Here is a 26,280-nt window from a genome sequence, read left to right as displayed (position 1 = left end):
CGCTCGACTTGCATGTGTTAAGCACGCCGCCAGCGTTCATCCTGAGCCAGGATCAAACTCTCAAATTAAAGTTTGTTTCCCGATTCAATGATTAACCACTAGCTAATTATTAAACCGTTCTACTGTTGTTTGGTTTGTTTCTTCGCAGAACTTCGTTCTGCTCATCGCGTTCGGTTTCCCCATTCCTGCAAGCAGGACTGTGTAAACCTTGTATCGCGAATGTTCTGAATTTCTCAATTCAAAGATGTCTTTACCAAAAGACTCTTTTTTATAAGAATTTTCAGGGTTTTAAACACTGTTCAATCTTTCATTTTCAAGGTTCAGTTTGTTACTCATTTGCTTTTCTTTCGAAACAGCTTGTTTATTTTATCAAGTCATTTCGTTTTTGTCAAGCACTTTTTTCATTTTTTAATTTCTTTTCGAAATCAACGCCCTTGTTTTTCAAGGACGCTGATTATAATATCAAATCTTTTCGTTCCTGTCAACTACTTTTTTCATCTTTTTCTATTATTTCCCAATTTTTTTCATTTTTCCTATAAGTTTCCTATCATCTCCCAATCGTTTCTTATTCATTCCCCGTTTTCCTTTTTTATCTTCCTTAGTCCCCTATCTTCTTCCCTTTTTCTTTTCCAATCACCTTCATCCCAGCCAAACCTGCGAGATCTGCCAGCACCCATCCGATCGGGATCGCCATCCAGATTCCGATCTCGCCGATCCGTGCAGACAGCACATATGCCAGAACCACTCTCATACCGAGAGAAATCACGGTGAGCACAACCGACATCTCGGCGTGCTTGATTGCACGGTAATATCCATAGAATAGAAACAGACATCCAATTCCGCAGTAGCACGCTCCCTCAATCCTCAGATAACGGATTCCCGCTGTGATCACTTCCGTCTCACTCCGACTCACAAAAATCCGCATCAGAGGTTCTGCAAACACAAAGACAACTGCCGAGATCACAAGGCAAAACAGAATGCTCAGCAAAAATGCCTGCCTCGTTCCCTTTCGAATCCGCTCCTTTTCTCCCGCTCCATAGTTCTGTGCGACAAACGTCGAGTAGGCATTTCCAAAATCCTGAACCGGCAGATAGGCAAACGTATCAATCTTGACTGCCGCTGCAAAAGCCGCCATGACCACCGCGCCAAAGCTGTTTACAAGTCCCTGTACCATCAAAATACCAAAATTCATTACCGACTGCTGGACGCAGGTCATCGAAGACAAATTTAAAATCTCTTTAAAGATATGTCCGTTAAAATGCTGTCCCTTCCAGGACGGCGCAAGATCCGGGCACTTTACCGCCGTATAGATCCAGATTCCGATTCCGGAAACATACTGGGCAAACACCGTCGCGATTCCCGCTCCCGCAATCCCCCACCGCAAACCGGCGACAAACAACAGATCAAGCCCAATATTGAGCAGAGCTGAAATCGCAAGAAAGACAAGCGGAGTCACCGAATTTCCAACTGCGCGCAACAGGCAGGCAAAGAAATTATAGAGTGAAACCCCTGCAATTCCCGCAAATACGACGAGCAAATACTGGCGAATTCCCTCCCACACTTCATCCGGAATCCTCAAAAAAATCAGAATCGGATCAATCGCGACATAGACGAGCACACTAAAAATCAGCGTAACCGTCAAAATCAGCGTACACGCATGCGTGATCGAGGTTTTTAAGGCTTTCTGATCTTTTCTCCCCTGATAGATCGAAAACAGAGTTCCCGCTCCCATGCTGAGTCCCAGAAAGATCGAAGTCAGAAATGTCATCAGTGTGTATGCCGATCCCACCGCTGCGAGTGCATCTCGTCCGAGCACCCGCCCTACAATCAGCGTATCCGCAATGTTGTAAAACTGTTGCATCAGGTTTCCCGCCATCATTGGCAGGGCAAACAAAATCAGAGAAGAGGAGATCCTTCCCTTTGTCAAATCGCGATTCATCTGTATTCCCCCAAAAACATTCTTTTTCTTTAAATTCTTTTTCTTTTATTCTCTTGTATCTATCCTTTTCTCTGTCGCATCCTTTTTTGCATTTTTTTGCATCCTTTTTATCGTACTCTCTTCCTCAGACAGAGTCAAGCAATCAATTTTTCCTTAATTTTCACGAAAAACAATATTTCGATATTCCGTCGGACTCTGTCCCGCAATTCTCTTAAACACTTTTGTAAAATAGTTGGAATCCTCGTACCCGACCATTTTTCCGATATCCTTTACGTTCACCGTGGGCTGTTCTAACATCTTCTTCGCCATATTGATCCGGTATTCAGTGAGATAAGACGTAAAATTCTGACCAAAACTCTGCTTAAATACACGGCAAAAATAAGGCTCGGAATAGTTTACCATATCCGCCATCTTCTGTACCGAAAGGTCTTTCATATAGTTGGCACAGATATACTCCTTTATGATCTCCGCAACTTTCACGATACGCAGATTTTCATTCATACCGGTCATCTCCGTATCTACCACATTTAAGCTCTCCGCCATCTTCTGCGCAGATTTCTTCTCGAGTGGTTCCTTTCCTTCTTCCAAATGATGTTCTCTTTTTCCAGCCAGACGCATCGCTTCTTCCAATACCAACATCAGTTCTTTTTCATCCCACGGTTTTAAGATATAATCCAGCACACGAACCGCGATCGCCTTTTTCGCATAAGCAAATTCATCATAAGCGGTAAGAAAAATAATACAGCACTCCTTATCGCTTTCACGGATCTTCTCCGCTACCTGTATTCCATTAATTCCCGGCATCTCAATATCCAGTATGGCGATCTGAATCTTTTCTTTCTCATAAACTTCCAGAGCTTCGCGACCATTTTTTGCCTCAAAAAGCTCACACTGTCCCTCTAAATTCCCCCTTAATGTCTTTAAAAGAACTTTTCTTTCGATCATCTCGTCATCTGCAATCAATAATCGATACATGATTTTCCTCCCGTTTTTTCTCCCATTTTTTCTCGCACCATTCCATTCGCACATTCCGCTTTCGGCGCAACTTCCTCTTTCTCCTTTTACAACTTACAGCCAAAAACTCCCACTCTAAAACCACATTTCGTGCCAAAACGTTTTTTCTGATCTTCCCAGATTTTCCCAGACCTACTTATCATAACATAAAATATACCAAAAAAGATAGAGTTCCTGCATCGCGTTTTACGCTCACACAAAAACTCTATCTTCGCTCTACTTTTTATTTAGGCTTTTTATTTAAGCTTTTTATTTAAGCTATTTATTTAAGCTAAGCTATTTAACCCCTAAAAGCCAAATCAATATAAGTTCTACTCTCTTACTTTCTACTTTCCATTCAGCTCTGCCCACAGATCGTTCCACTTCGTGCAGATCTGATCCTTATTCTGGCTCAGGTAATCATAGTCAAGATCTACCAGACCAAGCGTATCTGCTGACGGAAGTCCCTGTAAATCCACGTTCTTGTTGGAACCACGGCCGGAAGACTCGGAAGCGCGGACATTCTGGAACTCGCTCGATGCGAGAAGATCGATCATTGCCTCTGCTGCCGGAAGGTTCGGAGCGTTCTTTACGATCGCTGCGCCACCTGCCATTGCGGTATTTCCCTCTTTCATGTATACGCAGTCAACCTGAGCGCCATCCTTGATCAGAGCTGCAACGGTGGACTCGTAGGAAAGTCCTGCCACATACTCGCCATTGATGACAAGGTTGTAAACGTCCTTTGAGGAAGTTGTGCTGAAGCTCGACGGAATCAGCTGTTTGATGTAGTCCCAGCCCTTCTCATCGTCAAACTTGTCTCCCATCGTCGCCAGAATCGTCTGAAGCTGACGCCATCCGGAGGAAGTGGAATCCGGTGCTGCAAGAATGATCTTGCCCTTTAATTCCGGCTGAAGCAGATCCTCATAGCCCTCAATCTTGATTCCAAGCTCATCGCGCAGTTCCGGATTGACAACGAGACACATTACCTGAACATCGTAGTAAGTGTAGTATCCGGATGCATCGTGGTACATCTGCTCATCATCGAGAACGGAAGTGTATGGCTGAAGAATGTCGTGGTACTTATCGCCATCTGCCGCAAACATGCCACCGATTACAACGTCCGCATCACAGGACTCATCTCCGCGGATTCTCGTTGCCAGAGTTCCAACGGAATCTGCCTGAATCTCCATCTTACAGTTCGGATAATACTTGTTCCACAATTCCTGAAGAGCCGCCTGCTGAGTCTCCTCCATCGTCGTGTAAACCGTGATCGTTCCCGTTACCTCGTCTTCCCCTTTGACGTACTTCGGGCGGTCGCTCTCTGCCGCATTTGCGCTCTCGCCTGCCTTGTCCTCTGCCTTAGCTTCCTGACCCGCTGTCGTCTCAGCCGGTGCCTTTTCCGGTGCCGTCGTAGCCGTATCCTTCGCGCCACCACCGCATGCAGTCAGGGAAAGTGCCATTGCCATGCCTAAACCCATCCAAGTTCGTCTCTTCATACCTTTTCCTCCTTTTTTATCCCCTTTTGAATTATTTTTTTACATCCGAATATCTTCTGCCTTTGTAAATCTCAAGTACAGAACCAGACAGATCACCGTAAAGATCGTTGTGATCGTTGCAAATACCGCTGCAACTCCATAGATTCCACTTGTGATTGCCGCATAGGTGCTGATTGTCAGCGTGATCGTGCGGTTGTTATACAGAATGACTCCCGATGACATCTCTGTGATGATCGATACCCAGCTCAAAATCGCTCCGGAGATGATTCCACTTGCCATCATCGGCACTGTGATCTGTGTAAACGTCTTCGCCCTCGACGCGCCCAGACTGATCGATGCCTCCTCGATCGTGATCGGAATCTTCATGATCGCAGCGGTCGCAGAACGGCTTGTAAACGGCATTCGCCGGATCGTCAGCGCGATGATCATGATGAGTAAGGTACCTGTCAGCGCAAACGGTTTCTTGCTGTATGTCAGGATCAGCGAGATACCGATGACACCACCCGGCATGATGTACGGAAGCATCGAAATCACATCGATCGCATTGTTAAATGCATTGCTCCGTCTGACAACGAGGTACGCAATCAGAACCGCAATCACAATGATGATCGCCAGAGTCACAAAACTGACAATCAGCGTGTTTCCAATCGAGCGGTACAGCATTTTCTCCACTGCCTTCTGATAATTCTTGAACGAATATCCCGGCTGAAGAATGCTGTTGTTGTAATTGCGAAACGACATGTTGATGATGTAGAGCTGAGGAAGCATCGCAAGTGCCACCAAAATGTAGCAGAATGCATGCATCAGCACAGCACTCACTCCATGAACCTCCTTCGGCTCCACCGGATGCAGGGAGTTGATCGTAAACTTAAACTTGTTTGTCGCAAGTTTCTGAATCAGGAAGATGATCGCCGTGACAACGACTGCAATCACACTGATTGCCGCTGCAAAATGGTAATCCGCTCCATTCTCACCGAGATACTGGTTGTAAATCAACACCGGGAATGTCGAATACCCGCGTCCGATCAGCACCGGCGTTCCGAAGTCTGCGAACGATCTCATAAAGACCAGAAGAGCTGCCGCAAGAATCGTCGGCATTGTGAGCGCCATGATCACCTGAATAAATCGCTTCACGCCCTTACATCCCATGCTCTCCGCCGCCTCAAGAAGCGAGTTGTCGATGTCGCGGAAGGCTCCGTTCATGTAGATCACAACCAGCGGAAACAGCTTTAACGACTGGACAAACACGATTCCCCAGAATCCATAAATCGTGAGTCCCCGAATTCCGATCGACTTTAAAAGTTTCGTCACAAGTCCGGAATTTCCCATCAGCAAAATCCACGCATATGCGCCGAGAAACGGTGCCGACATCGTTCCGAGCAGGCAGAGGACAAACAGAAGTTTTCGCCCTTTGAGCTGATAGAACGAGTAAAAATATGCGAATGGAATGCCGAGGAGCAGGCTGACCACCATGACCGCAATCCCGATTTTCAAACTGTTAAAAATCGAACCGTAATAATACTCTTTTCCAAAGAAGGTCTGAAACGCATCCAGAGAGAAGGCTCCGTCCTTGATCACTGCCTCTTTGAGCAGATTTCCGATCGGCCAGACCAGAAAAATCAGAAACAGCGCCATCAGCACCCAGGAAACGATCGTCCATCCATCTCGTCTTTTTCCTGCCTGCATGATTATTCCTCCCCTCTCTCAGAGCCTTTTGAGATTGCACCATCAATAAAATGCTCCACCCCTCTCATCAGACTCGCGGAAGTTTTGCTGTCAAAGACATTTGCTTTCTTCTCATTCAGCGTCAGAAGAATCTTGCTTCCCGGCTGAATCATCTCATCCGTCTCCGACTCCTGAATGATCTCTGCCTCCTCACCAGTCTCAAGTTCCACAAAATAGTGCGTGTTGAGTCCAAGGAAAACGCTGTCTTTCACGACTGCATGAATGCCCGGAACGCTCTGATCTTTCTGGATCTTCAACTCCTCCGGTCTCGCAGATACCGTGACCTCTCCCTCCTGTGCCTGATCGGAGAGATTCGTAAACGGCACTTCATATCCGTTCTTAAACACGACCGTCATGCCATTTGCACCATTCTTCTTCAATTTTGCACTCAAGAGGTTTGATTTTCCGATAAATGTCGCAACGAAGAGGTCTGCCGGTCTCTGGTAAATGTTCTTCGGTCGTCCACAGTGATGAATCACGCCATCCTTCATGACGGCAATTCGATCGGAGACTGCCATCGCCTCCTCCTGATCGTGAGTGACATACACCGTCGTGATTCCGACATTCTTCTGAATGTTCTTGATGACGGTTCGCATCTCCACTCTCAGCTTGGCATCCAGATTCGACAACGGCTCATCCATCAAAAGCACATCCGGCTGGATCACAAGCGCTCTCGCAAGTGCAACTCGCTGTTGCTGACCACCGGACAGTCGCTCCGGCATCCGGTCTGCATACTGATCGACATGGACAACTTTCAGAAACTTGTCCGTCTCTCTTGCAATCACGTCCTTGCTGACTCCGCGGTTTTTCAGACCAAATTCCACATTTTTTCTCACGGTCATATTCGGGAAAATCGCGTAATTCTGAAAAACCATGCCGATGTTTCGTTTTCCGGGGTCCATCTCATTAATTCTCGTATCATTGAAAAGAAAATCTCCCCCCTCAATGCTGTTGAACCCGGCAATCATGCGAAGCAACGTGGTTTTTCCGCAACCAGACGGTCCAAGAAGGGTAAAAAATTCTCCATTTTCAATCTTCAGGGACAGGTCTGGAATCACGGTGGTCTCCCCATATTTCTTTAATGCGTGACGAATCGTAATCCCAACACTCATGTTTGTTCCTCCCCTTTTGTCGCTTATTCCTGTGCTCATGTTCTGATTCTATTTTAGTTTTTTCCACGATTTAAAAAACCGAAAATACGCAACAAAAGGCAAAAATACCAAACATCTTATCTTTTTCTGTTGATTTTTATTTAGTTTTTCTTATTTTTCATTCTCACTTATGCATTTTTACGAAATCTTGCATAAATTCTTTCGGACTGCACCCGAGATATTTCTTAAACACCGAGCGAAAGTATTTATACTCTCCGATTCCGCATTTCCACGCCACATCCTGAACCGCCATTCCCTCGCGCGTCATCATCTCAAGCGCGCGATGAATCCGGTAACGGTTCACAAATTCCATGAACGTTGTCCCCATTGCCTCCTTGAATTTCTTATTCAGAAATGTGTCGCTGTAATTCAGCTCTTTCTCAAGATCCTTCATCCCGATCCGGTAGCAGTAATTCTTCCTCACAAAGTCGAGCATCTGATGGACGATCTTGTCATCTCCATCATAGGAAAACTCCGAATCCCCCAAAAACTCTTCGGAGACATGTTCCGGCAGACAATGATTTCGATTATAGAACTCTCTGCGCTCACACTCTTTTACCGCTTTTTGAAGCACTTCCTTCAACTCCGCACGTTTCAACGGCTTGAGCAGGTAGCCGAGCACCCCATATCGAATCGCAGTCTGTGCATACTCAAAATCCGAGTATCCGGACAGAATAATCGCCGAATACTCCTGTTCCTCATACGTTCGCCGGATCATCTCAAGCCCGTCCACCACCGGCATGTTGATGTCTGTAATCACGATGTCCGGCTGATGTTCTTTAATCGCAAGGATTCCCTCCTCCCCATTGGAGCAATCCGCGACGACGACACAGTCAAATTCCTCCCAGTGGACGGTAAACATCAGTCCCTTCCGAATAATCTCCTCGTCTTCCACAAGTATCACTTTATACATGATTTCCTCCCCCTTGCAATCTATTTACAAATCTTTCATTTAAGTTTTTTGCTTACCCGATCCGGTTTCCCGTCTGGTCGATCAAGATCTCCACCTCAAAGCCCCCACCCTGACGGTTTTGGATCTTCATCCCACTGCGCTCCCCATATTGCAGGCAAATTCTGCGCGCAATATTGTGAAGCCCCAGATTATCTGCGGTGTGCGTCACATCCTGCAACGATGCCGAGAGCTGATCAAGTTTCTCCTGATCCATCCCCGGCCCGTCATCCTTCGCACGGATCGTCAAAATATTTTCCTCTACGCATCCCTCTATCCAGACATGAATCTCCTTCCTGACGCGAAATCCATACTTGATGCTGTTCTCAATCACCGGCTGAAGTAAGAGCTTCGGAACAATACACGCGAGTGCCTCCGGATCAAAATTCAACTCACACGAAAAGCGATCTCCAAAGCGGACTTCCTGAATGTATAAATAATCCTGAATATATTCCAAGTCCTCCTCAAGCCTCAAATCCCGTCTGGAATTGCTGACGCTGTATCGCAGAATGTGGACGAGACGCTCAATCAACTCCTCCGCCTTCTCTCCGTCAAACATCACGAGATTGCGAATGATCTCAAGCGTATTGTAGAGAAAATGCGGATTCATCTGCGCCTCAAGCTGTCCCCGCTCCAGCGTTGCATTCAGCACAATCAGCTCGGAATTTCGATCATTCAGCTCCCTCACGCTGTCGAGCATCCGGTTAATTCGATGGGCGACCTCATCGTACTCATCGTTTGTATTCATGTGAATCCGGTGCTCATGGTCGCCATCCTGAATTTTTCGGATCTCGCGCACCAGATGACTGAGCTGTGTGGCATTGTACTCCGCCATCGTCCGGCTCATCCACCGCGCCAGCGAATACCAGAGAAGTCCCAGCAAAAGGATCAGACACATTCCGATCAAAAGCGTGTTATCTGTCGGATAATAGACGAGCGAATAGATTGTCACCCGGTACTCCGGAAGATACTCCCGCTCCACCCAGTAACGCTCCTCATTGTAATAGCCGATTTTTCCTGACTTGGGATAAAATTTCCCCGACTGATTGGCAAATCCCGCCTTGCTCCGGTAAATCACATTGCACCGGTCATCAATGATCACCCCGTCATAATTCTTGTCCGACAGATAAAAATTCCACTCCGAGCCGATCAAAAACATGCTGATAAATCCCCGAAGCGTCTCCCCCTCATAGACGGGTCGAATAAAAAGATAGTCCGAGTAACGCCCCGTATCCGAAAAAACCGTCACATAGACCTCTTTTGTTTGCATGTTTTTGACGTTGTAGCAGACCGCACGATTGTACTCACTCAGATAATCAGAAAGCTCATTTTCCGCAAATGTGGTGTCAATCAAAGCTCCATCCGCATCAATCAAAATCACCTTGTTCTCAATCACACTCTTCGTGTTAAAACGGTTGAACAGATACTCAAAGTCCGTCGACTCCGGGTCTTTCCAACGCTCCAAATAAGCCTGCAAAACATCCTCATCATTCAGAAAATCCATGCTCTGCTCATAGAGTTTTAAGTAAAACGTGCGAAGCATCTCCAGGTTTTTCTCTGCCTTCTCCCGATTAGAGACGTAAGTCATCGAAAAAAACGCCAGAACAAACAGCATCATTCCCAGTGCAATCTGGAAAACCAGCCTGCGCGTCACCGCATGCTGAAGCTGATTGATGAAACGATTCGCCGTAAACACCCTCGACTGTGATTTTTTGCTGTTCTCCCCCTCCATCGTACCCTCCTGTATTTTTGGAAACGTTTTCCCCCTCGTTAACGCTCATTCCATTTTCTCATAGACTCGCAAACTCGCGCTATCGCGCTCACTTGCCTGCTTCGCAGTCGGTTGTTTTTCTTTTGCGCTCATTCCATCACGATTCGTACCTTCGGTACTTGACGCTACTTCGTAGCTATCGTGATCGCCATTCGCCACTCGGGATGAACAAGTAAACTTGTTCCCCCTCGTTAACGCTCATTCCATTATAGCATAAAAAAAGTGCGCGGGGCAAATGTCTGGCATTCACCTCGCGCACTTCGCATCATTCCAATTTAAATCACATGAAAATTACATAAAAATTATATAAACATCACATGATCCCAACATAATTACAACTCAATTATAACTCAATTACGATCTTACAATATCAAACGTATTTCCAAGCTCTTACTTGAAAGCAGATACAAGCTCTTCTGCGTCGTCATAGCCCTGCTTCTTGAGCTCACCAATATACCACTCCTCCACCGGCTCAGTTGCCTTCTTGAAGGACTCGATGTCAAGCTCCTCAAACGGGATCACTTCCACGCCGTTCTTGTTCTGCCAACGGCTCAGAATCTCGTCGTCTCCGGCACGGTTGATCTCACGCTCATAGCGAACGGCGAGCTGACCGCACTCATCGACAACTGCCTGCTGTTCCGGAGTCAGAGAATCATAGAGATCCTGGTTGATGCAGAAGAACAGACAGTCATAGTTTGCGTTCCACATGGATACATACTTCTGTACTTCCTGCACGCTCGCTGCATCGATTGCCGGAAGCGGGTTCTCCTGTCCGTCAACCGTCTTCTGCTGAAGTGCGGTGTAAGTCTCGGACCAGTTCATGTTCGTTGCGTCTGCGCCCCAGAGCTCATAGCACTTCATCAGCAGGTTCGAACCTGCAACTCTGAGTTTCAGGTTCTTCATATCGTCCACGCTCTTGACCGGGCGCACACTGTTTGTCAGCTCACGGAATCCATTCTCCGCAAGACCCATGCAGTGCAGACCGTAGGAAGAGAGAATCTCTTTCATCTTCTCTCCGCCCTCACCGTCGAGGATACGGTCAGCATCCTCCGTTGAGTCAAACAGATACGGCAGGGAAACCACGTTGAATCTCGGGTCAAATGCCGAGTAGATCAGGTTGCTGTGCATCGAGATCTGTACCGGATCACCGTTCATCAGCGCCTGAATACCCTCGGACTGGTTTCCGTTTGTCAGCTGATCGGCTGCATAGACGTCAACTTTAATCTTTCCGCCGGTTGCCTGATCCATCAGTTTTCCAAACATTCTACCGCCCTCAGCCCAGGTACTCGTCTCTGTCGTCGAGCAGGTGAAGTTCCATGTCATCTCCGGCCAGTCAAGATCGCTGTGATCCTCAACGGTGTAAGCACTTGTGGATACCCCACCATTTGCACCAGAACCTGCACCCTCTGCATTCGTGAATGCATGAACGAGTGCCTCTGCGTCCTCATAGCCCTGAGACTGAAGTTCCTTGATGTACCAGTCGGTTACCGGCTCTACTGCCTGCTTGAACGACTCGATGTCGAGTTCCTCAGTCGGAACGACCTCAACGCCGTTCTCATTCTGCCAACGGCTCAGAATCTCCTCATCGCCGGCACGGTTAATATGACGCTCGTAGGCAACTGCCTTGCGACCTGCCTCATCGACAACTGCCTGCTGTTCCGGAGTCAGCGTGTTGTAAAGCTCCTCATTGATACAGAAGAACAGACAGTCATAGTTTGCATTCCAAAGGGAAACGTACTTCTGTACTTCCTGTACGCTTGCCGCATCGATTGCCGGAAGCGGGTTCTCCTGTCCATCAACCGTCTTCTGCTGAAGTGCGGTGTAAGTCTCGGACCAGTTCATATTTGTCGCATCTGCGCCCCAAAGCTCATAGCACTTCATCAACAGGTTTGATCCTGCAACTCTGAGTTTGAGGTTCTTGATATCAGAAACGCTCTTGACCGGGCGCACACTGTTTGTCAGCTGGCGGAATCCATTCTCTGCCATACCCATACAGTGCAGACCGTAAGATTCAAGAATCTTTACAAGTTCCTGTCCTGCCGGTCCATCAAGGATCGCATCGGCATCCTCAACCGAATCAAACAGATACGGCAGGGAAACCACGTTAAATCTCGGATCAAATGCCGAGTAAATCAGGTTGCTGTGCATCGAGATCTGTACCGGGTCTCCGTTCATCAGCGCCTGAATACCCTCGGACTGGTTTCCGTTTGTCAGCTGGTCTGCCGCGTAGACGTCAACCTTTACTTTTCCGCCGGTTGCCTTCTCCATCAGCTCGCCAAACTTTCTACCACCCTCAGCCCAGGTACTCGTCTCTGTCGTTGAGCAGGTGAAGTTCCATGTCATCTCCGGCCAGTCGAGATCGCTGTAATCCTCAATCGTGTTAAAGTCCTCACCGTCCACAGAGTCGCCGTTTCCGGCTACACCAGAACTGTTTTCGTTATCTGCACCATTTGAGGAATCCGCCCCCACTGTGCCTCCATTGCTCATCGCTGCCGGGCTTCCAAGCAGAGCCGGAAGACCGGTGGACATAACCGGAACATAGGTGATCAAAAGCAGAACTGCAACACTCGCTCCGACCATCGGCATAACCGCACGGGAAATCTGCTGAAGGCTGACCTCCATGCCCTTCTTGAGCTTCACACCGATTGCGACGAACAGGTTTACTCCAACCGGCGGGGTTACCTGACCGATTGCAAGGTTTACGGTTGCCATCACACCAAATGCGATCACGTTGTATCCGAGTGCTTTGCAGACCGGAAGCATGATCGGGATGAAAATGTACATGGCAGAGTTTGCATCGATGAAACATCCTGCAATCAGGAAGATCACGTTACAGATCAAAAGGAAGGTAAACTGATTCTTTGCAAGGCTTCCTAAAAGCTCCGATGCAGCGGTGGAAATTCCAAAACGCGTGCAGACAAAGGAGAACAGGGATGCACAGGATACGATCAGCATGATTCCGCCGGTCGTCTTTGCAGAGTCAACCAGAATATCCCAAAGATCCGTCCATTTTACCTCACGGTAGATCACCATGCCAACAAACAGACCATAGACAACGGAAACCGCTGCCGCCTCGGTCGGGGTGAAGAATCCACCGTAAATACCGCCAAGAATGATCAACGGCATCAGGAATCCCCAGAACGCATCCTTAAATGCATCCCAGCGCTCTTTTGCAGATGCCTTCTTGACATTTGCCGGAACGACGTGATTGTGGCGAACCTCCCACATAACGACAAGCACAAGGGCAAGTCCCATGAGGATTCCCGGAACGATACCTGCCACAAACATATCTCCGATCGACGCACCGGTGATCGACGCATAAACGACGAAGGCGATGCTCGGCGGGATAACGATCGCGATCGAGCTCGAGGTTGCCATCAGAGCCGTTGCAAACGGAGCGGAGAAACCACCGCGCTCCACCATTGCCGGGATCAGAACAGCGCCAAGTGCTGCCACGGTTGCCGGACCGGAACCGGAGATTGCACCGAAGAAACATGCCACGATGACACACACGTTTGCGATACCACCCTTGCGGTGACCCACACAGGTATCTACAAAGTGAATCAGTCTTGTGGAGATTCCAGCTTTTGCCATGATGTTTCCGGACAGAACAAAGAACGGAATTGCAAGAAGCAGGAATTTACTGATACCAGAATAGATATTCGTTGCCACAATCGTCAGCGACGTTCCCGAATAGAGGATCGCACACGCTGAGGAGAGTCCCAAACATACCGAGATCGGCACATTTAAAAGCAGAAGCAGGAAAAAGGAAACAAACAATACGGCACTGACCATTTAGCGCACCTCCTTTTTCTCGCCTGCATCGTCTTTTTTCATACAGGTATCGAGACAGAACTCAATAAAATGCAGGCTTAAGCATCCCGCACCGATCGGAACGAAGGACCAGAAAATCCACTCCGGCCAGTTTAACACGAAGGTTCTCTTCTGGTTCGCAAGCTGTGCGAACACCTTGTCCATTCCATAGTAAAACAAAATTGCCATAAAGAGTACACTGAAAAAGGTGATCAGACAAACCACCGGCTTTTTCGTGCATTTCGGCAGACGCTCCGTCACAAGGTTCAGTCCAACAAGACCGCCCTCTCTTGCAGACAGCGCTGCCCCCAAAAGAGTAATCAATACAAACACCGCAACGACCAGTTCCTCTGTAAAGGACCAGGAGCGATGAATAACTTTCCGCGAAAATACATTACCCACGGTAAGCACAAGAATCAGGATCATGGTGACAACAAGAACTGCCTTTTCCACCACAGCCACTGCATTCATCAGCTTCTTATAGCCTTTCATAATTCTTCCTCCTAAAACGTACCTGCCAGCCTCCTTCCGCCTCTCCCGCAACCTGTTTTCAAGTTTCTGTGTCACTGCGCATCCAGCCGAAAAACCATTACAGGGAAAATGCGCAAAAAAATCCCGCCCCGGCTCCTGCTCTCAGTCAGTTGAACCTGTGCGGATTCTATTGCATCATTGCGGATTCCTTTGTGTTACAAAGATACGATTTACTGGCATATCTTTATTTTACAAAATTTTAATAATTGCGTCAAGTATCATTGAAAAAATTCCTTACATCTCCGATTTTTCCTGATAGGATGTTACTTCTTCCAACATAAATCTGCCATTTTCCACAATCATTGCCGTCAATGATCTGCCATAGACACAGGCACTGTCAAGATCGATCAAACCAGTCTTTGGAAGCGGTTGCCATTTCTGACAGGAAATCGGAATCAGCTCGCCTCCATTCCCGTCCCCATACATCGGTTTTTCCATATTCGTGTGCCCGATGATCGTCAGTCGTCCCGAATAGAAGTTCTCGCGAATTGCCGTCCGGTTCCAGATCAGATCATGTGCAGTATTTTTCTCAAGCTCCGGGACCGTCATTCCTCCATGCACGCACTGAATCTCTTCTCCCTTCCAGAACAGCACCGAATTCTCCTCAATCCAATCCGCATAATCGCGGTAACGCTCCCCGTGTTCCTCAAACGACCGGACAGTCGCCTCATAACCATTTCTCTTCCAACTGCGGTCGTCTCCCCAAAAGACTGCCCGCAAAAAGATATCCTCGTGATTGCCTCGCACAAAAATCAGGCGATCGCCCATTTTTTCTCTGAGTTCCATGACCCTTCTCAAAACCGGGTAGGAATCCGGTCCCCGATCCATCAGATCGCCAAGCAGAATCAACTGATCCTCCTCCTCGGAAAAATGAACTTTCGCGAGAAGCTCCTGAAACTCCCGAAAACATCCATGAATATCTCCCACCACAATCGTTCGCATAATCGTTTCCTCCAAATCTCCAAATAAAAAGAGACTCAAAGTGCATTTTTCTTCCATGCAAATGCTCCCCAAGTCTCTCTTCTCCTCGTATTGTTTTCTTTTTGCAATTAGAAATGTCTCAGCCAGGTTTCCACAAGCTCCATCCAGTTCTGGCACTGTGGCTCTATGCGCTTGTCCTGTCCAACCGCAGTCTCCTCATTTGCGAGCGAAAGCCCGTGACAGCCGACCGGATAGAGGTGCATTTCCAGATTCACTCCGCTTTGTACCAGCGCATTCGCAAGCAAGAGGGAATTCTGCACCGGAACCGTCTGATCCGGCACGGTATGCCAGAGAAACGTCTTTGGCGTGTGCGCTCCCACCTGAAGTTCCAGAGAGAACTCTTCCTGGGCTTCCTTCTCATCTGCGCGCTCTCCAAGCAGACATTCCACCGATCCCCGATGACAGTACTCTCCCGCGGTCACAACCGGATAGCACAGAATCATTCCATTCGGGCGGATCTCCTCATTTTCCGCTCCAACTGCCCTTGCCAGCCATTCCTGATTCCAGAATGCTCCAAGGCTTCCCGCAAGATGACCACCTGCCGAAAATCCGGAGACCACAATCCCATCTTCCTGAATCTTCCACTCATCCGCATGTCTGCGAATATGAGCCGTCAGCCATGCGAGTTCCTCAAGTGCCTGCGGAAAACGGCTCGGTGCTACGCTGTAAAACAGCACAAACGCATGGTAACCCATTGCAAGATACTTGAGTGCAATCGGCTCCGCTTCCCTCGGTGAGAGGCGACTGTATCCACCACCCGGACAGATGATGATCGCTTTCCGCTTCTTTTCTGCCTCCTCAGGATTGTTATCAATCAGATATGCCGTGTACGATGCCTGCACAGTCTGTCCTCTTTCCTGCTCATCTTTCTTTGCACCAATCTCCCCGATCGTCTCTGTCCACACCTTCATGCTTGTCTCCCTCTCCTTTTCTCCGTCTTGCTTCTTTCTTTATTAGGGAATTCCCCCGCCTAAGCTTGCAAGCAAGCCTAGAACGAGGGCTTTCCCGTTACGGATTACACTGTTTGCACGGGGAATATCCCTGCTCAATCATGTGAGTCCGTGTGTCTTTCACCTGCTTTTTGTTCTCCTCCTTTGTTCTCTGTGCAGAAGAACAATCTGGCTTGTGGAACGTTCCCGTATTGACATTTAAAACATAAGTCTGCTTCTTTTCGCTCTTCGTGCTCGACTTTTCCGAAGTTTTTGTCTCTGCACTCGTATCTTTCTCTTTCTTGCTTCCGTTTGTCTTTGTCTCTGTCTCTGTCTTTGCCGTCGAATTCTTATCTGACTTTGCCGTCACGCCTGCAAGCGCCTGACCGGAAAGGGCACTCTCACCCGTCGCATAATCAATCGTGATTCCCGGCTGAACATCATACGCATACACGCAGAAGAGAACTCCCTCTCCCTGATCTTCGACGGACTCTGCCTCCATCAAAACTCCGGATGCCACCAGGTTGTCGCCCTCAAAAATCGGCGTCACGCGGTAGAGCACATGGTTTTTTGTTTCTTTTACATAGTCTGCAACCATGTTTTCAAACGGAAGCATGCCATCGACATTTAAGTATCTCGTACCGGTGATCAGATTCTGCTTGTTGGCGTTCTCCGCAGTCAGCTGATAACCGATCAGATGGCAACGGTTGTAAAGGCTCTTTCCATCGACATTATCGTATTTCACAGAATGCCAACCTGTCGGCTTCACACTGCTGATGTCGCCTCGTTTTTCTGTCGGCATCGTCTCCGTGCTGACCGATGCATAGGCAACGCCACAGCGTCCAATCTCATCAAGTTCACTGTAAAACTCAAACGAATCCTTTGCCACGTTCAACTCTTCCTCTGTAAAGTACGGAATGTTGTCATGAACCGCCACATACGGATCTCCGGAATACTCCGGAACTTCTGCAAGGCTGAATGTCGCACTCGAAGACGCCGAAGATGCCATCGTCTGCCCTGTTGTCGAAGAATCTGCATCTGTCTTTGACTCGTCCGCACTCGAAGAATCTCCTGATTCCAAGGAAGCATCCGCCGTCGCCTGTGCCTCTGTCGTTGTCTGGATACTTCCCGATATTTCCAGCTCCGGCATTTGATCGCACGCGGAAAGAACCAGTGACGTTGCCATCACCAGACCCGCAATCCATATTTTCAGTTTTCTCATAATTCCAAACTCCCTAACTCTCTGTTATCGTAATTCTCTCAATCTTGTAATTCTCTCAATTTTCTCGATTTCTCAATTTTTTGTAAAATTCCATCGTGATCTTCTCATGGGAAGAGCCTTCAAACTCCTCACTCTGGGTCAACTCCCAGTCCTCTCCACTCAAATCCAGATCAAAAAAGCGGTCGGACGGATAAACGCGGTTCCACTTATAGAGAATAACCCCCTCTATTTTCTCTGCATATTCTGAGACACTCTGATTCTCGACAAAACAGATTTCATTTTCCCCTGCCCGATCTAAAAAGTCCTCATCCACACAGATATTCGGCTGTGCAAAATCCTCCTGCGCTCCTGACTCTGCCTCCGATTCTGCATTTAACTGCTCGCTGTCTCGCAAAAAAAGAACAGCACTGTACGCATTCATCCAGATCGTCCTGCCATCCGCCAATTTACGCAAATGCTGTCTCTGAATGCGATCCTGACTCTGCCTGCGCTTGTTAAACATCATTCCATTCTTATCGTCCACACAAACTGCAACGATCATATCCTCACACTCCTTCCCCCAAACCTTCTTTTCCCACAAGGATTCCTTTATCCCCTTATTCGGATATCAGATTTCTTAAATTTCCAACTTTGTTCTGCAACCTTATTTCAGTTTATCCTTTAATTTAAAATAAACCTCCACTACATGCTTTGGCATGACCGTAATTACATAAAAGACAGGAAAAACAAGCATCGTTGCAAACGCAAATCCAAACGCAAGAGGTGCATACGGATGATGCATAAGACCAAGAACAATGCTGACAATCAAACTAATTGGCAGAATCAACACCATGATAAGTGCCACTACTCGTCTTAACACATTCTCACTCCTTTTTTCTAAATTTCATGTACTTCTCTCAGACACAACCTTCTCATTCTTCCGTGAATCAAACAAAACATCTGGAATTTTATCACTGCTAAGTCCAAAATTCCCAGCTAAGTCTTCCTAAGAGAATACCCTCCGATTATACCATAAAATTCAAAGAAAAGATATGAATTTGATTTTGCTCTTTCTTCGTGCTAAAATAAAGCCAATGACATTATCTTTTTTCAAGGAGGACTTGATTTATGGATAGCATTTTTCACAGAATCAGCGTCAGAAAATACGCAGACAAACCCGTAGAAAAAGAAAAAATTATGCAAATCCTCAAAGCCGGCATGCAGGCTCCGAGTGCCTGCAACCAGCAACCCTGGGAATTTTATGTGGTCACGGATAAGAAAAAAATTCAGGAACTTGCCTCTGTCACCCCGTATTCCGGCTGTGCCGGCGGTGCACCCGTCATCCTTGTCCCGGTTTATCGCACCGAAGGACTGATTCGGGCAGATTTTGCTCAGATTGATCTCTCAATCTGTCAGCAGAACATCTGGCTTGAGACGGACTCCCTCAGTCTTGGCGGTGTCTGGATCGGAATTGCCCCGATCGCAGATCGCATGAAAGCCGTCCACGACATCCTGAATCTTCCGGAAAATGTGGCAGTTTTCTCCCTCTTCCCGCTCGGCTATCCGGCAGAGAGCCGTCCGCAGGAAGATCGTTTCCATCCGGAACGAATCCACTTTATCGGCGAGTAAATCGGCGATCGACAACGAAATTGACAATGGAATAATCGGCAACGAAATAAAAGTGGCGCTCCTCAGCCGTAGCATCGCTATGCTTGAGAAGCGCCATTGCATTTTTCCTTATGTTTCCTTATGTTTCCTTGCGTTCACTTTACTTTTGTCTACTCACATTCATTTTCATTTACTCAAATTCCCGTTTCTTTACTCACACTCACTTACAAATCTGGTCTATCGCGGAAAAATCTTCGTTTTCCTCTCGACCCCCCCCCCTAATTACGAAACGGCTCATTTCACGTTCCAGTATCCGGATATCAATCGGTTTGGAAATATGAGCATTCATACCGGCTGACATACTGTTTTGAATATCCTCCGAGAATGCATTCGCCGTCATCGCAAGGATCGGAATCGTTTTTCCCAGCGGATTCTCGCCGGAGCGGATCGCACGGGTTGCATCCAGACCATTCATGAGTGGCATCTGAACATCCATAAGAATCGCATCGTATTCCCCGGGCTTTACCGTCTTGAAGGCTTCCACGATCTCTCTTCCGTTGTGGAAGATTGTGCAACTTGCGCCCTCCATCTTTAGCATCGTTTCCAGAATCTCCGCATTCAACTCATTGTCCTCCGCACAGAGGAAATGAAGTCCCTTAAGCGTCGAGGCCGTATCCTCCACGCAAAGACTGACATTCCGGATTTGCTCCATTGCCCGCAGAAGATTTGATAAGAAGAACGGGCGCGGGATCAAACCATCCATTCCACTCGCCTTAACCCGATCTTCCATCTGATCCGACTGGACATAGTCGACAAAGAAAATCAGAGAAGTGTCCCCCGTCATTCTTCGCAGATCAGCTACCGTTTCAGAGAGATCAGGATCCAAAAGATGCCCATTCAGCAGGACAACATCCATATTCTGCTTTTTCATCAGTTCCATCGCTTCCGCTCTCGTGGAAACCATATAAAAACCGACGCGAACCGCCTGCATAACGGTAAGCAGATTGTGTCGCAGAACCTCATCCTCAGAAATCAGAAGAACCGTACCGATCTCTGTGGTCATATCCACATTGTAGTCGATCTTCAAGGGCAAGGTTACCTCAAATCGACTTCCCTGATTGAGCGCGCTCTCGACGCTGATCGTACCGCCCATCAAATCCACAATGCTTTTGGCAATCGCCATTCCAAGACCCGTTCCCTGTATCTTATTCGTGACCGAGTTTTCACTTCGTGTGAACGGTTCAAAGATATGCTCTACAAACTCCGGTGTCATGCCATATCCGTTATCCGTCACTGCGATCTGGTAGGTGGCATATCCCGTTTTTTCGCATGCCTCCTCTGTAAGATCCAGCATAACCTTACCACCCGCAGGCGTGTATTTCGTGGCATTGGAGAGCAGATTGAGCAAAAGCTGTCGCAAGCGTACATTATCGGAAATGACATACTCGTGCGCCAGCGCATGAACCCGAACCTGAAAACTCTGTCCTCTCTCATTCGTCTGAGAGCGGATGATGTTGTCCACCTGACCAATCAGCTCGGCAAAGTTTACCGGCTCATCGTTTAAAGTAACTCCACTCGACTCAATTTTGCTCATGTCAAGCACATCATTGATCAGGCTGAGCAGATGCTGGCTTGACATCTGTACCTTCGAGATGTAGCCGTGCAGATGATCACTGAGCCCCGGCTCTCTCGCCATCAAACTGGTGATTCCTACAATTGCATTCATCGGCGTGCGAATGTCATGGGACATATTGGCGAGGAAATCACTCTTTGCCTTCGTCGCCTTTTCTGCCACCGTCACCGCCTCCGCCAACTTTTCATTGACTTTTTCGAGTTTCTCACTGTTTTGACGTTCTGCCTCGACCGCCTTTTTCTGCTGAAATCCCATCAGCAAAATAATCACCAGCGCAGAAATTGCAACGAGAATGACCGCAAATATCAGAATCAACCGAACTGTTGTGTCGACCATCACGACAACATCTGTCGCCACATGGGAAGACGGGACAAGGAACAATAAAATCCAATCCGCATGATCCATCTGATACAGCGCATAATAGTATTCTTCGCCTTCCAGCACAGCATTGGCATAGCCACGCCCCACTCGATCGAGTTCATGTTTTGCTTCGCTGAAGGAATTCTCATGCAGATACTCCATCTGCTCCAACGTGGAGTATGCATTGTAGCCCTGAAGCAGACTACTGCTGTTCTGACTTCGGAAAAGACGCATTCCCTGCTTGTCCAAAACATATACACTATTGCTGTTGTCATATGCCTCACAGGTGAAATAAGGATTCAACTGTTCCATTTCCCGCGCCACACCGTAATAGATCAGACTCACTGTCCGATCTCCGTCCTGCATGACAATCGGCTCATCCAAACGCTGAAGAAAGTACATGAACGTCTGACTCGTGGTCATCGACTTTGATACAAAACTGATCCTCTCTGATTCACTCAAAAGCAGGTTCATTTCTACCAACGTCCCCTGCCATCCCTCTTCCGTCAGATATCGTCCTAAATTATCCACAGCGACGAGATGCGCTCCTTTTTGCTCTGCCTTATTTAGCTGAGCCTGATCCGCCATAAACGCCTGAAGTTTTTGCGCTGTCTTTGGCTCTTCCTTTTCCACATAACTGCACAGGACATCTGTATTGTCCCACTGATTCTGCACCACATCCTCCAACCCGGTAAAGAGCTGAGTTGTGACCTCCTTCATCTGTGTCAATCGCTCGCGATAAAGAAGACCATCAATATAAGAATCATAAAAACGCAGAAAAGAAACGACACCAATTGACACAAGCATCACAAATGCCACGATCACGAGAAAGAGTGTATGCCAATCCGACTGATTTGTTTTATATTTCCACTTTTTGTTCGTGCGTTTCCGTTTCTCATTCATCACTCATTACTCCCACTGAAGATCCGCTTTAGAAAACGTCTCAAACTGGCTGAGGTATTCTTGCATGGCTGTCAATCCCAAAATACCGGTGTCAGTCAGATTTCCTTCTTTTGCAACTGCCTCGGAAACTCCACAGATTACAACGGTGTACACGGTCTCATCCTTGATTGTCATCCCTTCCGGCATGACTAACTCATACGGAAAAGTCATCCCTTTCCGCTCATATCCGGACTCTGCAAGTTCCTTGACTCTCTTTCCTGTCAGGGTAACGGTCTGAATGTTGTCGTGCCAACCGGTCGGCAAAAATGCGGTAATCTCCTGATCCGTCACCGGCAGAGCCATCAGCGAACCACTGACTCCATCCACATTCAAAGCGTTATAACCACCAGAAACCGGATACCACTTATTCTTAGAAATCAACGCCAGATCTGCATGGCTGGCTTTTCCAAAACAAATCCCAACCAGCTTCGCACAATCATCTCTATCCATTGATTCTGTAACCTTGGTATACGCCGTAGAAGAATTATCCACCAACAAATTCTGATTGTCATCAAACGCCGATATCACATCATCTAAGGTTGCATTCCCCTTGATATATTCCAACATGGTATTCCCTGTCGGAACGATGATATTGTCCCAGCCCGCATAAATAAACGGAGCTGTCAGACCTGCATTCAACTCATCTTCTACCTGCTTATAATAGTTGGTTTCAGGGATCACATAATCCTGCAACGGAAGCAAAGTAGAATTTTCAAACCCCGTCGCGAGTGTGGACATTCCCTCAACCGTGGACAACACTTCCATGACATGAATAGCATCCTCTAACTTCCGCTCATTTCCGGCATCCTCCAAATGCTTGTTCAGTCCCACATAGCGCCCCACATTCAAAATCAAAGAATTCTGCTTGCCATCCTTCGATAAATAAGGCATCAGCCCAAATTCATCCTCACTGTCCTCTTTTGTAAAATTATTCGTTCCACCTAACAAAAATAGCGTATTTCCCTCTGCCATCATAGCCTTGGTAATCCCATCGTCCTTCAGATCGCTGTCTCCATTCAACATCCCGATCTCTTTCCATTTTTCGAGCGTAGACAGAGCCTCCACAAGTTCTGATGTATCTCTCATGGTCGTTTTTCCACTCAAAAAATCATTCTGCCACTTGCGACCATCTAAGGTATTCAAAAATGTGGTATCCATGATGTTGCAAAAATACTGAAACCCATAGCCAGGAAGCGTGATCTGATCGATTGCCAGATTGTAACCGGCTTCCCTTACCTTTGGTGCAAGTTCCTCAAGCTCCGCAAACGAAGTGGGCAGAGTCCAACCATTCTTTTCCAACAGCGTCTTATTATAAGTAATGCCAAGGCAACTATAATAAGTAGGCAAAAGATAAAGAGCACCATTGTCTGAGACGTTGCGAAGCTGTGACTCCGCATAATTGTTTGTAAACGCATAGCCAGATAAATCTATTAAACAATCGCTGAGATCCTGCTGACCCGGAGAATAGACTGTCGTTACATAGATATCTGGCATCTCTCCAGAAGTCATCTGTTCTTTCAGATAAGCAGTCATATTTTTTCCGCTATATGGAATAATCTCCAAATTAATCTCCGGGTATTTCTCACTCAACAGATCAACAAATTCGCTCATGCCCGGAAAGGCAGACAGCATCGTAATAGCCTCATGTCCCTTGGCACTCTTATTTTCACCCGGAGCACTCTTGCTATCACAGCCGGTCAACAGCAAAATCACACAGGTCAGCGCAAGAACAAATCTTGATCTTCTTCTCATTTTCAAAACTCCTTCGGATTGATTTCCTAACCACGATTTCCACTGGGAATAAGCATAAAAAATAACAGCCAGTTTGATATGCTGACTGCTATTATACTACATAATATCTGTTTTGTTGTAGTAGGAAAGCATTCTACATATTTCCTCGCTTGTATACAACTAATTGTACAAAAAAGCGAATACATTTTCAAGAGTTTGCGAATACTTTCTTGACAGAAATTGTTGAATTTTGACGGACACATCCACAAAGCAAGCCTCTTGTCGCTTTTTGGCGTCTCGTTTTTTTCTTTTTCGCAGGATTTGAGAAATGATTATATCTGAAATTTTTGTTTTCCTGTGAGACTTGGTGCGTTTTCTACAAAATAATCATAAATTTTGCTGATACAGGCAGATTTAGAAAGTTGAACTTTACAACAAAACAGATATTATGTGATGATCAGACCCAAACGCCCCATTTGACAGGCATGAATCAATCCGCTCTCAGCGGTGTAAATTCGCGTCGTTGTCAAACTGGAATGTCCCAGAATATCTGCAAGGCGCGAAAGATCTCGCTCCACTGTATAAAAAGTACGTGCAAACAGATGGCGCAGATTGTGTGGAAATACTTTTTCTGGTGATACGCCTGCACACTCACACAAGGCTTTCATGTCTCGCCAGATATTTGATCGATCCAAGGGTTTCCCCGTCCGGGTAGTGAAAACCGCTCCAGCGGTCTTTTTTTGTTTGCGGAGATAGCCTTTCAACAGCCGACGCAATTTTTCTGGAAGAAACACGATCCTTACCTTCCCCTTGTTATTGATTTCTGCTTTTCCACAATAAACAGCTTCCGCCGTAATAAATTGTAGTTCTGAAACTCGAATTCCTGTGGCACAGATCGTCTGAATCACTAAACTGAGACGCTCATTCTCCTGACTCTGCGCCACACGGACAAGACGAACATACTCTTCACGAGTCAACTCTTTCTTTTCATCCAAAAACAACGATCTTTGTATCCTCAGCAATTTCACGCAAATCTTCTGCCAGCCCATGAAGCGCAGATACCCATTTATAACAGCAAGCATGGAATTCACAGTCGACGGTGCAAACCGCGAAATCAGCATCTGCTTCCAGTCAATCAGCGCGGTCTTCGTCAAAGGATTTCCCTGTAAATACATGCAAAACTCCCAGAGATCATGCGTATATTTCCGGATTGTCGCCTCGGAGCGTTCCTGCTCTCTCAAATAGGTTATATAGCGGATTATCAGAGATTCGTTGATGGATTGTTTGCGTGGCATAATAGCTTCCTCCTGAAACTAAAGATATATATTTGAAGATACCAATAATTTTACCAAAATGGAGGATTTTATTAACATTTGAAATGATTAGATTTTTACAGAATTATTAGAATTTGAAAGATCTTTAGAATCTTTATTTCGGGTTTTGTTCTGATTTCAGTTTTCTCAATTTTATCAATTTAAAATCCGGAATTTTCCAATCAACGGCAGTTCTTTTGCCTTACCGCTCAGTGCATTTGCCACTCCCATAACAAACAACACCAAAAGCAATATATAGACAATACCTGTAAACGGAAGCACAAAGCGCAACTGCCACCAGAAACGACTGAATGCAAGTGACAGCATCGAGGAAGCAAACTGCCATCCCATTGTCACAATCATAAGAATCAAACCCTGATTCGCGTGAAATCGAGCGTACTTGGATTCCTTTGCAAGAAAGATCGGCAGAATCACCAACAGTGAAAAATAGGAAAGCACCGCCAGCAATTTGTTCTGTTCGATGTCATCTGCTCGGAATTCTCCACTCAAATCTTTTCCCTGACTCAACTTCTCCCATGACTGCGATTGCTGAGACTGAGAGTTTGAAGATGCTGATACGCTTCTTGCTCCATCTGTCCGCAACGTCTGTCCTCCCTGTGCCTGCACCGGTGCTCCGCATCCAGGACAGAATTTCGTTCCATCATTCAGTTTCCTCCCACATCGTGCACAAAATACCATGTTTCTTCTCCTTTCTACTTTACATTTAGATTTGGTGATGCATAATCTATGGCAATTTTTATAGGTTCTGCTTTTCATGCAAAACCTGTGTGCCCTTGTTATATTTGTCTTTACGGCTCCGATAGCAGGATAAGAAGTTCTGCAAACTCGCTCTCGCTCCGGGTTCGACGTAGCGGTGCATAAGGTTGCAAAGTACGCGACCTAAGCACCAACGTCTCACACGGGTTTGCAGAATCTTTCCTGCTTCGTCGCCTCCCTACTTTCTACAACTAAAACTTTTCCATAAATTCTAAAACTAACTTTCACTCCATAAATACTGAATTATCTAAAATAATAAGATGAACGACATGTAAAAAGTGATTGTAGAAATATACAGATAATTGCCTTATAACTATTTTTCATACCATTTGGAAAATTACAATGATTTTTTTAGAATAATAACTGAATAACTGAATAACTGAATAACTGAATAACTGAATAACTGAATAACTGAATAACTGAATAACTGAATAACT

General features: G+C 46.6%; 19 protein-coding genes and 1 rRNA gene. 1 reads left to right on the top strand and 19 read right to left on the bottom strand.

Features of this window, described 5'->3' with window-relative positions; all coding sequences use genetic code 11:
* The 15 genes from ACR0QT_RS13090 to ACR0QT_RS13020 all read right to left on the bottom strand — a co-directional run.
* Positions 1–68 (bottom strand): 16S ribosomal RNA (locus tag ACR0QT_RS13090); the annotation flags it as partial.
* Between the two features lie 530 nt (positions 69–598).
* Positions 599–1,939, bottom strand: coding sequence for an MATE family efflux transporter (locus ACR0QT_RS13085; RefSeq protein WP_432631148.1), 1,341 nt, complete (start codon positions 1,937–1,939; stop codon positions 599–601).
* Positions 1,940–2,092: 153 nt separating this feature from the next.
* Positions 2,093–2,914 (bottom strand): response regulator, encoded by an 822-nt coding sequence (locus ACR0QT_RS13080; protein ID WP_432631147.1) that lies wholly within the window; start codon positions 2,912–2,914, stop codon positions 2,093–2,095.
* A gap of 365 nt (positions 2,915–3,279) precedes the next feature.
* The gene (locus ACR0QT_RS13075) at positions 3,280–4,428 is read right to left on the bottom strand and encodes an extracellular solute-binding protein (RefSeq protein ID WP_432631146.1); all 1,149 of its coding nucleotides are present in this window, start codon (positions 4,426–4,428) and stop codon (positions 3,280–3,282) included.
* A 39-nt stretch (positions 4,429–4,467) separates the two neighbouring features.
* A complete protein-coding gene (locus tag ACR0QT_RS13070) occupies positions 4,468–6,114 on the bottom strand; it encodes an ABC transporter permease (protein WP_432631145.1) in 1,647 nt (548 codons plus the stop codon).
* Positions 6,115–6,116: 2 nt separating this feature from the next.
* On the bottom strand, positions 6,117–7,265 hold the full coding sequence (locus ACR0QT_RS13065; protein WP_432631144.1) for an ABC transporter ATP-binding protein: 1,149 nt from the start codon (positions 7,263–7,265) through the stop codon (positions 6,117–6,119).
* Between the two features lie 163 nt (positions 7,266–7,428).
* On the bottom strand, positions 7,429–8,217 hold the full coding sequence (locus tag ACR0QT_RS13060) for a response regulator transcription factor (RefSeq protein ID WP_432631143.1): 789 nt from the start codon (positions 8,215–8,217) through the stop codon (positions 7,429–7,431).
* Positions 8,218–8,269: 52 nt separating this feature from the next.
* The gene (locus ACR0QT_RS13055; protein WP_432631142.1) at positions 8,270–9,985 is read right to left on the bottom strand and encodes a sensor histidine kinase; all 1,716 of its coding nucleotides are present in this window, start codon (positions 9,983–9,985) and stop codon (positions 8,270–8,272) included.
* Positions 9,986–10,414: 429 nt separating this feature from the next.
* A complete protein-coding gene (locus ACR0QT_RS13050) occupies positions 10,415–13,819 on the bottom strand; it encodes a TRAP transporter large permease subunit (RefSeq protein WP_432631141.1) in 3,405 nt (1,134 codons plus the stop codon).
* Positions 13,820–14,329, bottom strand: a complete 510-nt coding sequence (locus ACR0QT_RS13045) for a TRAP transporter small permease (RefSeq protein ID WP_432631140.1) — start codon at positions 14,327–14,329, stop codon at positions 13,820–13,822.
* A gap of 273 nt (positions 14,330–14,602) precedes the next feature.
* The gene (locus ACR0QT_RS13040) at positions 14,603–15,310 is read right to left on the bottom strand and encodes a metallophosphoesterase family protein (protein WP_432631139.1); all 708 of its coding nucleotides are present in this window, start codon (positions 15,308–15,310) and stop codon (positions 14,603–14,605) included.
* A gap of 107 nt (positions 15,311–15,417) precedes the next feature.
* Positions 15,418–16,260, bottom strand: a complete 843-nt coding sequence (locus ACR0QT_RS13035; RefSeq protein ID WP_432631138.1) for an alpha/beta hydrolase — start codon at positions 16,258–16,260, stop codon at positions 15,418–15,420.
* 97 nt (positions 16,261–16,357) lie between these two features.
* A complete protein-coding gene (locus ACR0QT_RS13030; protein ID WP_432631137.1) occupies positions 16,358–17,500 on the bottom strand; it encodes a DNA/RNA non-specific endonuclease in 1,143 nt (380 codons plus the stop codon).
* 55 nt (positions 17,501–17,555) lie between these two features.
* On the bottom strand, positions 17,556–18,041 hold the full coding sequence (locus ACR0QT_RS13025) for a ribonuclease Z (RefSeq protein ID WP_432631136.1): 486 nt from the start codon (positions 18,039–18,041) through the stop codon (positions 17,556–17,558).
* A gap of 102 nt (positions 18,042–18,143) precedes the next feature.
* Positions 18,144–18,359, bottom strand: a complete 216-nt coding sequence (locus tag ACR0QT_RS13020; RefSeq protein WP_432631135.1) for a hypothetical protein — start codon at positions 18,357–18,359, stop codon at positions 18,144–18,146.
* A gap of 248 nt (positions 18,360–18,607) precedes the next feature.
* On the opposite strand from ACR0QT_RS13020, the gene ACR0QT_RS13015 reads away from it, so the two are divergent.
* Positions 18,608–19,108 (top strand): nitroreductase family protein, encoded by a 501-nt coding sequence (locus ACR0QT_RS13015; RefSeq protein ID WP_432631134.1) that lies wholly within the window; start codon positions 18,608–18,610, stop codon positions 19,106–19,108.
* 199 nt (positions 19,109–19,307) lie between these two features.
* Here the strand turns inward: ACR0QT_RS13015 and ACR0QT_RS13010 are convergent, their stop codons facing one another.
* From ACR0QT_RS13010 to ACR0QT_RS12995, 4 genes are all read right to left on the bottom strand, one after another.
* Positions 19,308–21,983 (bottom strand): ATP-binding protein, encoded by a 2,676-nt coding sequence (locus tag ACR0QT_RS13010; RefSeq protein WP_432631133.1) that lies wholly within the window; start codon positions 21,981–21,983, stop codon positions 19,308–19,310.
* A gap of 6 nt (positions 21,984–21,989) precedes the next feature.
* Positions 21,990–23,774: an ABC transporter substrate-binding protein gene (locus ACR0QT_RS13005; RefSeq protein ID WP_432631132.1), complete on the bottom strand. Its 1,785-nt coding sequence runs from the start codon at positions 23,772–23,774 to the stop codon at positions 21,990–21,992.
* A gap of 425 nt (positions 23,775–24,199) precedes the next feature.
* On the bottom strand, positions 24,200–25,048 hold the full coding sequence (locus tag ACR0QT_RS13000; RefSeq protein ID WP_432631131.1) for a tyrosine-type recombinase/integrase: 849 nt from the start codon (positions 25,046–25,048) through the stop codon (positions 24,200–24,202).
* A 174-nt stretch (positions 25,049–25,222) separates the two neighbouring features.
* A complete protein-coding gene (locus tag ACR0QT_RS12995) occupies positions 25,223–25,765 on the bottom strand; it encodes a zinc-ribbon domain-containing protein (RefSeq protein ID WP_432631130.1) in 543 nt (180 codons plus the stop codon).
* Positions 25,766–26,280 lie beyond the last annotated feature (515 nt).

Origin of the sequence: Brotaphodocola sp. (genome assembly GCF_050873365.1) — a bacterium.
GTDB lineage: Bacteria > Bacillota > Clostridia > Lachnospirales > Lachnospiraceae > Brotaphodocola.
This window is presented reverse-complemented; position numbering and strand designations above follow the sequence as displayed.

Coding starts and splice junctions, on each gene's coding strand:
- ACR0QT_RS13040 (WP_432631139.1), bottom strand. CDS start 15,310: ATGCGAACGATTGTGGTGGGAGATATTCATGGATGTTTTCGGGAGTTT.
- ACR0QT_RS13000 (WP_432631131.1), bottom strand. CDS start 25,048: ATGCCACGCAAACAATCCATCAACGAATCTCTGATAATCCGCTATATA.
- ACR0QT_RS13055 (WP_432631142.1), bottom strand. CDS start 9,985: ATGGAGGGGGAGAACAGCAAAAAATCACAGTCGAGGGTGTTTACGGCG.
- ACR0QT_RS13030 (WP_432631137.1), bottom strand. CDS start 17,500: ATGAGAAAACTGAAAATATGGATTGCGGGTCTGGTGATGGCAACGTCA.
- ACR0QT_RS13085 (WP_432631148.1), bottom strand. CDS start 1,939: ATGAATCGCGATTTGACAAAGGGAAGGATCTCCTCTTCTCTGATTTTG.
- ACR0QT_RS13075 (WP_432631146.1), bottom strand. CDS start 4,428: ATGAAGAGACGAACTTGGATGGGTTTAGGCATGGCAATGGCACTTTCC.
- ACR0QT_RS13065 (WP_432631144.1), bottom strand. CDS start 7,265: ATGAGTGTTGGGATTACGATTCGTCACGCATTAAAGAAATATGGGGAG.
- ACR0QT_RS13060 (WP_432631143.1), bottom strand. CDS start 8,217: ATGTATAAAGTGATACTTGTGGAAGACGAGGAGATTATTCGGAAGGGA.
- ACR0QT_RS13025 (WP_432631136.1), bottom strand. CDS start 18,041: ATGATCGTTGCAGTTTGTGTGGACGATAAGAATGGAATGATGTTTAAC.
- ACR0QT_RS12995 (WP_432631130.1), bottom strand. CDS start 25,765: ATGGTATTTTGTGCACGATGTGGGAGGAAACTGAATGATGGAACGAAA.
- ACR0QT_RS13015 (WP_432631134.1), top strand. CDS start 18,608: ATGGATAGCATTTTTCACAGAATCAGCGTCAGAAAATACGCAGACAAA.
- ACR0QT_RS13080 (WP_432631147.1), bottom strand. CDS start 2,914: ATGTATCGATTATTGATTGCAGATGACGAGATGATCGAAAGAAAAGTT.
- ACR0QT_RS13035 (WP_432631138.1), bottom strand. CDS start 16,260: ATGAAGGTGTGGACAGAGACGATCGGGGAGATTGGTGCAAAGAAAGAT.
- ACR0QT_RS13045 (WP_432631140.1), bottom strand. CDS start 14,329: ATGAAAGGCTATAAGAAGCTGATGAATGCAGTGGCTGTGGTGGAAAAG.
- ACR0QT_RS13005 (WP_432631132.1), bottom strand. CDS start 23,774: ATGAGAAGAAGATCAAGATTTGTTCTTGCGCTGACCTGTGTGATTTTG.
- ACR0QT_RS13010 (WP_432631133.1), bottom strand. CDS start 21,983: ATGAATGAGAAACGGAAACGCACGAACAAAAAGTGGAAATATAAAACA.
- ACR0QT_RS13050 (WP_432631141.1), bottom strand. CDS start 13,819: ATGGTCAGTGCCGTATTGTTTGTTTCCTTTTTCCTGCTTCTGCTTTTA.
- ACR0QT_RS13070 (WP_432631145.1), bottom strand. CDS start 6,114: ATGCAGGCAGGAAAAAGACGAGATGGATGGACGATCGTTTCCTGGGTG.